The organism is Candidatus Synechococcus spongiarum SH4 (assembly GCF_000586015.1).
GTDB classification, from domain to species: domain Bacteria; phylum Cyanobacteriota; class Cyanobacteriia; order PCC-6307; family Cyanobiaceae; genus Synechococcus_B; species Synechococcus_B spongiarum_F.
This window is the reverse complement of record NZ_JENA01000032.1, coordinates 1-11,270: the sequence shown is the minus strand read 5'-3', so window position 1 is coordinate 11,270 and position 11,270 is coordinate 1. Positions and strand designations below refer to the sequence as shown.

Sequence of the window (11,270 nt, the reverse complement as noted above, 5' to 3'; positions counted from 1 at the left end):
GGGAGGCGAAGACCACCCCCGTCTGCCGGTGGAACCGGCGGTGCAACTCGGTGACGGTGATCATGTTGCAGAGCTTGCTGTCCTTGTAGGCCTTGCCCGGTTTGAAGGCTTTGCCGTTGGCCATGGTGACGGGGGCCTGGAACCCGTCTGCAAACCCCGTCAGATCCCCCAGGTCCGCCGGGGCCGGGATGGGGATCTTGCCACCCAGTTCCTTGGAATTGGCGGTCACCGTACCCAGCGCCACCAGCCGTTTCTGTACGCCGCCGCTGCCTTTGCCGCTGCCGTCCCCCGCCAGTTTGTCCAGGAGAAGCTGAATCAGGAGGAAATGGCCCAGGTGGTTGGTGGCCATGCTGAGTTCATAACCCTGGGGGGAGAACAGGGGCGCCTTCAAGGTGGGCATATAGACCGCCGCATTACACACCAGCGCGTCCAGGGGGGCGCTACCGGCGGCAACAGCCTGGGCAAAGGCCCGCACACAGCGCAGATCGGAGAGATCCAGGGGCAGCACCGTCACGGAACGACGATCCAGGTCCAGTTGGTTAATGGCCTTCTCCCCCTTGGCGGGATCCCGACGGCCATGACCACGGTCCAGCCCCGCTTCACCAGGGCTGCGGTTGCGTACAGACCAATGCCCGAACTGGCCCCGGTGACAATGGCTTGGGGTTTGGATGAGGTGGCGGTAACCATGGCGTGTGGGTAGAGAGGGCGCCGATCACCCTGGGCCTTGTTGAGGGGGGAGGCTCTGGACACCCCTATGGCGAGACCCCACTGGGGGGTGTCCAGGATCCTCTGGCGGGGGAGCCCACACCACCCGCTGGCGGCCGCCTCCTCCAGGGTCAATCTGGAAGATCCGGTGGAAGGCGCGACGGGCCATAAGGAGATGCTCCTGCTGCCGTGCATACTCGGCCTCCACCTCTCGATAGAGGGCGCGGGTGCGCTGGTGAGCGACGGTCAGCTTGCTGCAACTGACCGAGGCCACCAGAACCACGCCAAGCTTGATGCCCAGGCTCAGCAGACTCAGGAGGTACTCGTCCCGCTTTTGCGGCATGGTGTCAGGAAAGCATCATGCCTGGATTCGAACCGATGCTCAGGCGCGATACAAAGCGACAGAAAGGCGAACGGCCAGCACAGCCGCGTGAAGAGCCACCACCAGGGCGATGAAAACCTGTGTCTGGTCCACAGATAAACACGGATTGAAGTCCTGTCCATTCTCAGGCACGGCAACCAGGGTTTCCCAGGGTCTGTTACAAGGCGTAGAATCGGCGCCAGCCCTGTTTGCCCCTGTTTGCGCTCCGCCAGGGCCAAGCCTTGCACCTGCCATGTGGGAGTCCTTGACCATGCTGCGGCGGCCGTCCCCTGGGGAGCAACGGGACCTCAGGCTTCAGGTGCTGCGCCTTGGCTCCATGGTGGAGGAGTCCCTGTGTCTGGCCCGGGCGGTGCTGGCCGGCCCCAACCTGGAACTGGCCCCCCAGGTGCGGCTTGAGGACAACCGCATTGATCGCCTCTACAAGGATCTGGAAGAGCGTTGCCTGTTTCTCCTGAGCCACCGCCGATCCACCCAGCAGGAGACGCGCCGGTTGATCGTGTACCTGCAAGCCATCCGTGACCTGGAGCGCATTGGCGACTACTGCAAGGATCTCTCCACAACCGGTGAGCGACTCCTGCCTTACCAGCCCCTGGTGGTGCGGGACGACTTGCTGACGATGCTGGATCGCAGCCGCTCCCTGCTGGCCATGGCCCTTGAAGCCCTCAGTTGTCACGACGCCAGCGCCGGACAACGGCTCATTGCCCTGGATGACCTGGTGGATCAGGACTATGCCAACATCTATGAGCAACTCACCAAGGGACACCAGCTTCAGTCCATGTCACGGGAGGCCGTTGTCTTGACCGCCCTTGCCAGCCGCTCCCTGGAACGGTTGGCTGATCATGCCGTCAACGTGAGCCGTCGCATCAGCCGTGGTGCGACGGGCGCAGGTCAATCCTGAGGCCCCATGGACACCTCCCAGTGGGTCATTCACCTGGATCGCCAGGCCGTGGAGCGCCTGGACCTGCGCCCCATGGCGCCCCTCTGGCGCCGCTCTGCTGCAGAACTCCTGGCCCTGGAAGGCCAGGTGGCGCTGGCCATTGCCTGGGACCGCCCGCTGGAGGATCCCCGTGAACTCTCGGAAATCCCCGAAGTTCGCCTCTGGCACCTGCATGTGGATCAGCATTGCCCATGGCTGCCCCTGTTGTTGGAGCGCGACACCGGCCAGCTCAGCCGTTACGTGGCCATGGTGGTTCCCCATGACTTTCACGCCAGCGAGGGGATTCGTTTCCATCCGGAAGCGCTGGAGTTGTGGATTACCGCTCGTCTGATGGTGCTGGATCGGTGGCGCCACAACCATGGTCTCAGCGGAAGACGGCGCCTGGAGCAGATGGCGTCTGTGCTGGGCTTTGTTCTGGATCGCTCCTTCTGGACCATGATTGACGGCGTCCGGTATCCCGCACCGCCGTGAGCGCCCCCGCAGAACTGGTGGTATTGCCAGAGCTGGTGTTGCAAGGGGCCTGGCAGATGACCGTGGACCACTGGCTGCTCAAGGCCGTTGATGCCGGCGTGCTGGGGCCTGTGCTGCGGTTTTACCATTGGCCGTGGCCATGTCTCTCCCTGGGTCGCCATCAGTACGCCTACCCGGCCCGATGGGATGCCCTGGCCCGCCAGGGTCATCTGGAGCTGGTGCGGCGCCCCAGCGGCGGTTCGGCGGTTCTGCACGGGGGCGGGCTCACCTATGCCCTGGTGTTGCCCATCGCCATGACGCCTGCTGGCGCCGGGGTGGAGCGCTATCGCTTCTGCTGCCGCTGGTTACAGCAGGTCTTTGCCCGGTTGGGGCATCCCCTGGTGTTTGGCCAGGAGCCTGCAAGACCCACCAGCAGCCATTGCTTTGACCGCGCCACCGCTGCGGACCTGGTGGACGCCAGGAACGGGAACAAACGGATTGGCAGCGCCCAGCGCCGCAGCCGACACGCCCTGCTCCAGCATGGGGAGATGGTGTTGCGCTCCCCGCCTTCCGTGCTGTGGCAACAGGTGTTTGGCCAGGCGCCCCCGTCGGGCCTGCCACCGCACCCCTCCGGGTTGGACAACCTCCAGCAGTTGCTGCGGCAGGCGCTCATGCGGCAACTGGGCTTGGAGCAATGGCGCTGCTGGCGCCCCAGCCCCCGCACATGGACAGCCATGGCGCGGCTGCCCATGGGGCGGGCGTGATCCGGCGCTGCCTCAGGGGGAGGAAGCCATGGCCTTATCCGGCTGAGCCGCCGCCTCAATCTCAGTCTCAGTCGCCACCTCAGTGTGCTGGGGATGGATGGAGGGGTTCCGGCCGAGGGCCAGCAGTCGGTTGATGGCGGCCACGAAAGCCTGGGCCGACGCCACCACCACGTCGGTGTCCGCAGAGTACCCGGAGCAGAGCAGGCCTCCCTGGCGTACGCGAATGGTGACCACCCCCAGGGCGTCAATCCCCTCGGTGACCGCCTGGATGCTGAACTCCACCAGTTCGTTGGGCACCTTCACCAACTCGTCGATGGCGCGACACACCGCATCCACGGGACCCGTGCCGATGGCGGCCGTGGTGGCCAGCCCCCCCTGGCTGTCCTCCAGGGTGACCGTGGCGGTGGGGCGCAGGTTGGTGCCACAACTCACCTGCACCAGCTTGAGCTTGTAGGTGGCATCCACCTGCTGGGCCTGATCGCTGACGATGGTTTGCAGATCCAGATCGGTGATGTCCCGCTTGCGGTCCGCCAACTCCTTGAAGCGGCGGAAGGCCTGGGCGAGATCCTCCGGGGTGAGGTTGTATCCCAGTTCCTCCAGGCGGCTGCGGAAGGCGTTGCGGCCGGACAGCTTGCCCAGGCTGATGCGGTTGTGCTTGAGACCAATGGTGCGGGCGTCCATGATCTCGTAGGTGGTGCGGTTCTTGAGCACGCCGTCTTGGTGGATGCCGGACTCATGGGCAAAGGCATTGGCCCCCACAACGGCCTTGTTGGGCTGCACCAACATGCCCGTGAGGTTGGAAACCAGCCGGGAGGTGCGGTAAATCTCTTCGGTGTTGATGGCCGTCAGGGGCTCTTCACTGTCTGCCGGGCGGCCCAGGAAGGGATTGAAAAGCTGGCGGCGCACATGCATGGCCATGACCAGCTCCTCCAGGGCGGCGTTACCGGCCCGTTCCCCGATGCCGTTGATGGTGCATTCCAGTTGGCGGGCGCCGGCCCGCATGGCCGCCAGGAAGTTGGCCACCACCAACCCCAGGTCGTTGTGACCGTGAACGGAGATCACCGCCTGGTCCATGTTGGGCACATGGGCGTCAATGCCCGCAATAAGCTGGGAAAACTCTTCCGGCGTGGTGTACCCCACGGTGTCGGGGATGTTGATGGTGGTGGCCCCTGCCGTAATGGCGGCTTCGATCACCTCGTAGAGGAATTCCGGGTCGCTGCGGGCGGCGTCTTCGCAGGAGAATTCCACGTCGCTGCAGAAGGATGCGGCATGGGCAACCATCTCGGGCACGATCTCCAGCACCTCGCGGCGGGTTTTGCGCAGCTTGTGCTGGAGATGAATGTCGCTGGTGGCGATGAAGGTGTGGATGCGCTGACGCGCCGCCGGAGCAATGGCCTGGGCACAGGCCTCAATGTCCCCTTTGGCGGCCCGGGAAAGCCCGCAGATTATCGGGCCGTTCTCGGCGCCCACCACGTCGGCGATGCGTTGCACCGCTGCAAAGTCTCCTTTGCTGGCGAAGGGGAAACCGGCTTCGATGATGTCCACGTTGAGCCGGGCCAGTTGCTGGGCAATGACAAGCTTTTCCTCCAGGTTGAGGCTGGCGCCCGGGGACTGCTCCCCGTCACGGAGGGTTGTGTCGAAAATGAGAACGCGCCCGGGATCCTTGGCCCGCATGGTCCCAGGCGGCGCAAGTGAGCGAGGAGAAGACATCCTGCGCGGAATCATTGTGAGTTGGTTCATTTTAAGCGCATCGGGACAGGGGCGGCGTAATCTTTGAACCCAGTGCAGCAAGCAGCAAAGGCCATGGCACCAGGACACCTCGCACTGGTGCTGCACGGCCATCTGCCTTTTGTGCGCCGCCTCCAGGCGGGCAGTTTGCAGGAGGACTGGTTCCACCAGGCTGTTCTGGAGAGCTACCTTCCCCTGCTCCACCATCTGCAACGCAGTGCGGAGGATCCTCAACAGTCCCCGGCCCTCAGCCTCAGCCTCTCTCCCACCCTGCTGGCCATGCTGGCGGATCCGTTGCTCTGTGGCCGTTTCCCTGACTGGGTCGAGTGCCGGCAGCGGATTCTGGAATGGACTCCCCCCCAGCACCACCATGCTGCGGCCCACCTGAGCCAACAGTTGGGGGCCATGGTGGCGTTCTGGCGCCAACTGCGGGGGCGGCTGATCCCCGCGTTTCAAGAGTTGCAGCGGCAGGGGGTGCTGGATCTGCTCACCTGCGGCGCCACCCATGGCTATCTGCCGTTGTTGCGTGAGCCCCGCTCCGCTGTTGTGGCCCAACTACGGATTGCCGTGGAGCACCACCGCCAGCACCTTGGCTGCGCCCCCTTGGGCATCTGGCTGCCGGAGTGCGCCTACTTCGAGGGGCTGGACCGGCTGATGGCTGCGGAAGGGCTGCGCTACGCCGTTCTGGATGGCCACGGGTTGCTTCAGGCCCTGCCCCGCCCCCGTTACGGGATCTATGCCCCCATCTGCTCACCGGGAGCCGTGGCGTTTGTGGGGCGGGACAGCACCGCCACGTTGCCTGTGTGGTCGGCCCGGGACGGCTATCCGGGTCAGGCCTGCTACCGGGAGTTCTACCGGGATCTGGGTTGGGACCTGCCCCTGGAGCAGTTGCAGGAGATGGCCATTGCCGATGCCCGTCCCCTGGGCCTCAAGCTGCACGCGGTTGGGCCACCCTCCTGCCCCCTGGAGCACAAACCCCCCTACAGCCCCGAGGATGCCGGGCGTCAGGTTCAGGCAGATGCGGAAGACTATGTGCAAGGGCGCGTCCGGCAATTGCGGCAGTTGCAGTCCGCCATGGGGAGTCAGGCCCCACTTGTGGTGGCCCCCTTTGACGCGGAGTTGTTTGGCCACTGGTGGTATGAGGGTCCCCAGTTCCTTGCCGCCCTGTGGCGGGAGGCGCCCAGGCAGCAACTCAGGTTCACCACCCTGCGCCGTTGCCTGGAGGATTCTCCCCAGTTGCAACTCTGCCGTCCGGCCCCGTCCAGTTGGGGGCAAGGGGGCTACCACAGCTACTGGCTGAACGATGCCAACGCCTGGGCGGTTCCCCTCTGGCATCGCTGCGGGCTGCGCATGGAGAGACTGGCGGCCACCCATGGGCGCCGCAAACAGGGGCAGCGCCTCCTGCGCCAGGCAGCCCGGGAGCTTTTGCTCCTGCAAAGCTCGGATTGGAGCTTTATCCTCCGTTCCGGCACCACAACGGATCTGGCCCGGGAGCAGATTCATCGCCATGGGGAACGCTTCCAGACCCTGGCCGATGCCTTGGACTCCGGCCAGCCCCCCCGCCAGCCTGGTTGAAAGCTGTAGAAGCAGAAGACAACCTGTTCCCAGACCTTCCCCTCAAGCCATGGTTGCCAACACCTTCAATATCCGCCTAGCTGCAGCGGGTCAGCACCTGGAGCGGTCCCAAGCGCTTCGTGTGCTGCAACTCAATCTCGGCCGCCTCTGCAACATGCGCTGCAGCCATTGCCATGTGGGGGCCGGCCCGGATCAAGGGGCCACCCAGATGCCGGATGAGGTGGTCCAGCAATGCATTGCCGCCATGGACCGTCTCCAACCCCAATGCGTGGATCTGACCGGGGGGCGCCGGAAATGCATCGCCGTTTCCGGGAGTTGGTGCGGGCGGCGCGGGCACGGAACATTCCCGTGATCGACCGCTGCAACCTCACCATTCTGCTGGCGCCCGGGTATCGGGACTTGCCCCGGTGGCTGGCGGATCACCAGGTGGAGGTGGTGGCCAGTCTCCCCCACTGGGAGCAGGAGAGGTCGGACCGGCAGCGGGGGGACGGCAGTTGGGAGAAGTCTCTGGAAGGTCTGCGCCGCCTCCGGGCCGCGGGCTATGGCACGGGCGATCCCCGGCGCCAACTCACCCTGATGACCAATCCCGACGGGGACCGCCTCCAGCCGCTTTGTGACCAGATCACCGACCAGTGGCGTCAGGCGCTGGCGGAGCACGGGGTCACGTTTGATCGACTCATCGGGCTGACCAATATGCCCATTGCCCGCTTCCGGGACTGGCTGGTGGAAGAAGGCCGCCTGGAGCGCTACCAGCAGATGCTGGAAAACGCCTTCAATCCCTGCACCGTTGGGGGGCTCATGTGCCGCGACACCCTGTCCGTTGCTCCCCAATGGCCAACTCTATGACTGCGACTTCAACCAGATGCTGGATATGCCCCTGCCGGGATGCACCATTGCCGACGTGATGCCCGAATCCCTGGCCGGGCACAGCATCCACACCGGTGATCACTGCTTTGGCTGCACCGCAGGCAACGGCAGTTCCTGCGGCGGCGCCACGACGGCAGTGTCCTAGCGGGTGCTGGCGGGCTCGGGGGAGTCTGCCAGCGCCGCCGCCAGGTCAGTCTGGTTGCGCAGCACGTCCACTTTCCGAATCTCCACGGTGATGGGGTCCCCCAGCATGAACTGCCGTTGACTTTTACGGCCCACGAGGCGGTTCTGCCGGGCGCGGAACTCATACCAGTCGTCCCGCAGGGTGCTGATGTGCATCAGACCCTCCACATGGGTGGGCGGCAACTCCACAAACAGGCCATAACTCTGCACACCGCTGATGACCCCATCCATGATTTTCCCCACGTGGGCCTCAGCGTGGCGCGCCTGGCAAAGGGCGACCCAATCCGCCTCCACTGCTGCCGCAAAGCGGCTGCGCTCCAGCAGATGTTGGCAGAGACCTGACCCCATGGCGTCCTTGAACGGTTTGCTGTGGTCCGGGGACAACACGTCCCAGGACACCTGGTCCCGGCTCTGGTGGCTGGCCAGGTCCACCGTCTCCGGGTGGCTTCCATGGCTGCCCTTGCCATGGCAAAGGAGCGTCGCCAGGAGTTGCTGGTTGAACAACTCCCCGTAGTGGAGCGCCGCGCCAACAAACGGGGCATAAGCCTGCCCCTCTCCCGCCGGCATATAGGGACCTGGCTCCATCCCGAAGGTGCAGGGTTTCACCACGTTGCGCAACTGCTGTTGCAGGGCGCGGCTCCGGGGCGCCGTTTGCAGCGCCGCCGCCATGGCTGCTCCCTCCGGGGCATTGCCGTCCCGTCCCAACTCCAGGTTGCTCTCCAACCCCAGGGTGGTTCTCGCCACGCCGTTCAGATCGCTGGCCTCCACAGGGGCGCTCTGCACATAAAAGGCCGGCAGCTTCAGCGCCGCACAGTGTTGACCAAAAGCGCGGTTGGCCACAAGGGCCGCCTCCCGTAACCAGGCCATGGGTTCATGGTTCCCGGCCCGGGGCAGCCAGCCCTGAAGCTTCTCGTCCAGGGCCACGGCTTGCAGGTCTCCCACCGCCTTCAGGGCTGGCCGGCGCAAGTCCAACTCGATGGAGCCTGCGGCCAGCCGCTGTTGCCGTACTGCATCCAGCACCGCGCGCAACCGGGTGACGGTGTCCATGTGGGGCTTCAGGTGTCGCCGCGCGGCGGGGCGTTTCCCACGACGGGCCTTGACGTCCTGGGACGCCAACTCCTTGAGGTCCTCGGCCTTGAGCATGGCGTCGGGTTTGATCCGGGAGCGGCAGAATCGGTAGCCCGCCAAGGCGCCGTCAGCATCAAGGTCCAGGGCAACGGACATGGCCGCCTGCTCCTCACCCGGCACAAAGATGGCCGCCTTGTCCAGGCTGGCCGAGGCCAGGCCCTGCCACCGCCGACCCGTGCAGAGGGCGGCGCCCCGCTCCCGCATCCACAGGTCCAGATAGCCCAGGGGGGCAAAACGCTCCGCCAGGGCTGGAGCGTGTACCCACAGTCGGCTGCCGGTGGCGGTGGTTTCCAGAGAAAGCGCCGGAAGCTGGGGCGCATCCCAGACGCCGTAGCCCTCCAGCAACAGGGTGGGCAAGTGCCGCAGGTCTTCCCGTTGCTGCAGATCCAGAGGCTGCAAGACAGCCCGGTTGCGGGCGCTGCGACCAAAAATGCCGTGTTTGCTTTGAATCAGACGTTGATCCTGGTCTTCACCACCGCTGGTGGACAAGCTGTGGATGATCTTCCCCTGGGCCAGGCGCTGGGCAATGGGGAAGCGGTCAAGGCGCACCTCCGCCACCCCGTCACCGGACGCCTCCAGATGACGGCCGTCTTCTTCCGGCAGTTGAATGGGATGGGGCAAGCGGTCGTCCAGCGGCTGGGCGATGAGACCCTGGTCACTGCGCTTGGGAATGGCCAGGAGGGTCCTGTGGGCCCGCTCCAGCACACACTGCACAACGCCTTCGGGTGAACGGCGCCGCCCCCCTTCCCGGATGATTTGCACCAGAACGCGATCCCCGTTCCAGGCATGGTTCAAATGCTGGTCGCGGATATAGATATCGCCGCCGCCCCCTCCCGAACGGCGAAGCAGAACCCCTTGCTGGAACTGCGCAGACGGGCGGGAACCAGATGGTTATGGGGTTGCAGATAGATTCTGCCCCTTTGCTGGCGGAGCAGACCCAGCGCCTTGAGAGCCGTCAGGGCAATATCGAGCTGGGTTTTCTCTGATTCCGCGCTGAGGGAAAGCTTTTTCCGTAGCTGGATGATGGTTGTGGACGTGTCAGGGTGAAGCTGGCTCAACAGCTTCGCAACCGAGAACTTCATTGCGGGTGCAAATGTCTTGTGGAACAAGCAAGCAGTCGGGCGTGGAACAAACCGGCGCCGGCACCGGGATGGCCTGCCGCGCCTTGTTGGAGTGACTTGCGGCGCCCCCGGGCCCGGAGGTGCAATAGGAGGGGGCGCCGGGATTGATCCTGTGGGCCGGGGCAATGCCCCTGGTCAGGAGGAGGTGCTGGTGGAGCGATCACCTCTGGTCTCCCACAGAAGGCGCGCGCCTTGGGCAAGGAAACCAACCCCTGCAGCCAACTGTAGCCATGCAGGTGGCGCCATGGAGGCCAGGGAGTCTCCCACCATAACCCCCAGCAGACTGGCCAGGAGCAAAGCTGTGGTGCTGCCAAGGAACACCATGAGCGGCCGCCCGGAGGAACTGCCCAGGGCCATGGTGGCCAACTGGGTCTTGTCTCCCAACTCCGCCAGGAAGATGGTCAGGAACGTGGAGGAAACCAGGGCGACGTCCATGGAGCGGAGCGCGGCGGGGTCCGGGGAACATTCTGTCGATCCATGGAGCGGATCACGGAATCCCGTACAATTTGAGGCCGAAGCCGGCGCAGAAGAAGAGGCCCAGAACAACCATTAAGGCCCCGGCCGACTGCTTCACCAGATTTTGGGGCAGAATACGGCCCAGCCACTGCCCCAGTAGGACACCCAACAGGCTGGAGGCGATCAAGGCGGCGCCAGCGCCGAGGAACACCTGCCAGGGATGATTGGATTGGGCCGCCAGCATCAGGGTGGCCAACTGGGTCTTGTCCCCCAGTTCCGCCAGAAACACCGTAATAAAGGCGCCAACCAGCACCGCCAGGCGGCTGTTCCCGGACGGGATCATGGCCGGGCCGAATGATCGCCGTCATCACCGGTGACCGGCTGGGGATTTGACGGCAAGCCGGGCAGCAACCCACGGGGGTGCGGCAAACAACCGGGGGCGGCCAGGGGCGGCCGCAATCTGTTGACGACGGCGATCATTCGCGGCGGCTGCAGCGTCTCGCAGGATACCAGAGCAGGTGACCGGGGCGCCATAGGGCCGGGGCTTGATGGGGCGCTGCCCCAGGTGAAACCCTGTTACCATTTGGTCTCAAGGCCGGTTGCCGGCGTCAGGGAAGCCTGTAGCTTGTTACAGCTTTGACGGCGCTTCACACCCATGGGCATTGATTTCGGTCTCATTGCTGGTTTTGCCTCCCTTGGCCTTATCTTCATTGCCGGGCCTGCGGTGATCTTCATCATCTTTGCCCGCCGAGGCGCCCTCTAGGCGATTCACCTGCATCCTTGTCAGTCGCCGCCGCTCCCGGGCTTGGACATGTGGGGCAGGCCCCAACCCAGCTTTTCCCGCAGCACCTGAAAGAACTCGTGCTCCTGGAGCCGCACAAAGCGGGCGCTGCGGGGGCATCGCTGGATCAGTACCCGGTCTTCCGGCCACACGTAGCAACCCGCGCTACCGTCCACCACCATCATCAAACGCT

Annotated in this window: 16 protein-coding genes and 2 pseudogenes; 8 read left to right on the top strand and 10 right to left on the bottom strand. The window is 64.9% G+C overall.

Going from position 1 to position 11,270, the window contains the following annotated elements; translation table 11 throughout:
- The 3 genes and pseudogenes from BG35_RS09960 to psaM all read right to left on the bottom strand — a co-directional run.
- Positions 1 to 687, bottom strand: a pseudogene (locus tag BG35_RS09960) (SDR family NAD(P)-dependent oxidoreductase); the annotation flags it as partial.
- A 25-nt stretch (positions 688 to 712) separates the two neighbouring features.
- A complete protein-coding gene (locus BG35_RS11905) occupies positions 713 to 1,048 on the bottom strand; it encodes a hypothetical protein (RefSeq protein ID WP_071994761.1) in 336 nt (111 codons plus the stop codon).
- Between the two features lie 39 nt (positions 1,049 to 1,087).
- The gene (gene psaM / locus BG35_RS13565; RefSeq protein ID WP_071994760.1) at positions 1,088 to 1,180 is read right to left on the bottom strand and encodes a photosystem I reaction center subunit XII; all 93 of its coding nucleotides are present in this window, start codon (positions 1,178 to 1,180) and stop codon (positions 1,088 to 1,090) included.
- 139 nt (positions 1,181 to 1,319) lie between these two features.
- Between psaM and BG35_RS0102815 the strand changes: the two genes are divergently transcribed.
- The 3 genes from BG35_RS0102815 to BG35_RS0102805 are packed head-to-tail and all read left to right on the top strand — an operon-like array spanning position 1,320 to position 3,238.
- Positions 1,320 to 1,985, top strand: coding sequence for a phosphate signaling complex PhoU family protein (locus tag BG35_RS0102815; protein WP_025781609.1), 666 nt, complete (start codon positions 1,320 to 1,322; stop codon positions 1,983 to 1,985).
- A 6-nt stretch (positions 1,986 to 1,991) separates the two neighbouring features.
- Positions 1,992 to 2,495 (top strand): CRR6 family NdhI maturation factor, encoded by a 504-nt coding sequence (locus BG35_RS0102810; RefSeq protein ID WP_025781608.1) that lies wholly within the window; start codon positions 1,992 to 1,994, stop codon positions 2,493 to 2,495.
- Complete coding sequence (locus BG35_RS0102805; protein WP_025781607.1) at positions 2,492 to 3,238, top strand: lipoyl protein ligase domain-containing protein; 747 nt, start codon at positions 2,492 to 2,494, stop codon at positions 3,236 to 3,238. The genes BG35_RS0102810 and BG35_RS0102805 overlap by 4 nt, the downstream gene beginning before the upstream one ends.
- Before the next feature lie 12 nt (positions 3,239 to 3,250).
- Here the strand turns inward: BG35_RS0102805 and BG35_RS0102800 are convergent, their stop codons facing one another.
- Positions 3,251 to 4,912: a 2-isopropylmalate synthase gene (locus BG35_RS0102800; protein WP_025781606.1), complete on the bottom strand. Its 1,662-nt coding sequence runs from the start codon at positions 4,910 to 4,912 to the stop codon at positions 3,251 to 3,253.
- A 129-nt stretch (positions 4,913 to 5,041) separates the two neighbouring features.
- Here BG35_RS0102800 and BG35_RS09955 point away from each other — a divergent pair, with 129 nt between their 5' ends.
- From BG35_RS09955 to BG35_RS13885, 4 genes are read left to right on the top strand one after another with little or no spacing between them, the layout of a single operon-like run.
- The gene (locus BG35_RS09955) at positions 5,042 to 6,541 is read left to right on the top strand and encodes a 1,4-alpha-glucan branching protein domain-containing protein (RefSeq protein WP_308417012.1); all 1,500 of its coding nucleotides are present in this window, start codon (positions 5,042 to 5,044) and stop codon (positions 6,539 to 6,541) included.
- Positions 6,542 to 6,590: 49 nt separating this feature from the next.
- Positions 6,591 to 6,893, top strand: a complete 303-nt coding sequence (locus BG35_RS13895; RefSeq protein ID WP_308417011.1) for a hypothetical protein — start codon at positions 6,591 to 6,593, stop codon at positions 6,891 to 6,893.
- Complete coding sequence (locus BG35_RS13890) at positions 6,836 to 7,387, top strand: DUF3641 domain-containing protein (RefSeq protein WP_308417010.1); 552 nt, start codon at positions 6,836 to 6,838, stop codon at positions 7,385 to 7,387. Before BG35_RS13895 ends, BG35_RS13890 begins: the two co-directional genes overlap by 58 nt.
- On the top strand, positions 7,362 to 7,553 hold the full coding sequence (locus BG35_RS13885; protein ID WP_308417009.1) for a DUF3641 domain-containing protein: 192 nt from the start codon (positions 7,362 to 7,364) through the stop codon (positions 7,551 to 7,553). Before BG35_RS13890 ends, BG35_RS13885 begins: the two co-directional genes overlap by 26 nt.
- Here BG35_RS13885 and BG35_RS09945 read toward each other — a convergent pair.
- From BG35_RS09945 to BG35_RS0102770, 5 genes are all read right to left on the bottom strand, one after another.
- Positions 7,550 to 9,514, bottom strand: coding sequence for an RNB domain-containing ribonuclease (locus tag BG35_RS09945; protein ID WP_051506112.1), 1,965 nt, complete (start codon positions 9,512 to 9,514; stop codon positions 7,550 to 7,552). The two genes, BG35_RS13885 and BG35_RS09945, sit on opposite strands and share 4 nt — an antisense overlap.
- Positions 9,511 to 9,801: a hypothetical protein gene (locus tag BG35_RS12350; protein WP_051506111.1), complete on the bottom strand. Its 291-nt coding sequence runs from the start codon at positions 9,799 to 9,801 to the stop codon at positions 9,511 to 9,513. The genes BG35_RS09945 and BG35_RS12350 overlap by 4 nt, the downstream gene beginning before the upstream one ends.
- 174 nt (positions 9,802 to 9,975) lie before the next feature.
- Positions 9,976 to 10,275 carry a TMEM165/GDT1 family protein gene (locus tag BG35_RS0102780; protein ID WP_025781605.1) on the bottom strand — a complete coding sequence of 100 codons (300 nt, stop codon included), beginning with the start codon at positions 10,273 to 10,275 and terminating at the stop codon, positions 9,976 to 9,978.
- 52 nt (positions 10,276 to 10,327) lie between these two features.
- Entirely contained in the window at positions 10,328 to 10,639 is a 312-nt protein-coding gene (locus BG35_RS0102775) for a TMEM165/GDT1 family protein (RefSeq protein WP_025781604.1), read from the bottom strand.
- A 24-nt stretch (positions 10,640 to 10,663) separates the two neighbouring features.
- Positions 10,664 to 10,879, bottom strand: coding sequence for a hypothetical protein (locus BG35_RS0102770; protein ID WP_025781603.1), 216 nt, complete (start codon positions 10,877 to 10,879; stop codon positions 10,664 to 10,666).
- Between the two features lie 72 nt (positions 10,880 to 10,951).
- Between BG35_RS0102770 and psb30 the strand changes: the two genes are divergently transcribed.
- Positions 10,952 to 11,059 (top strand): photosystem II reaction center protein Ycf12/Psb30, encoded by a 108-nt coding sequence (gene psb30 / locus BG35_RS0102765; protein WP_025781602.1) that lies wholly within the window; start codon positions 10,952 to 10,954, stop codon positions 11,057 to 11,059.
- A gap of 20 nt (positions 11,060 to 11,079) precedes the next feature.
- On the opposite strand, the pseudogene ppnK reads toward psb30, so the two are convergent.
- A pseudogene (ppnK, locus tag BG35_RS09940) lies at positions 11,080 to 11,270 on the bottom strand (NAD(+) kinase); the annotation flags it as partial.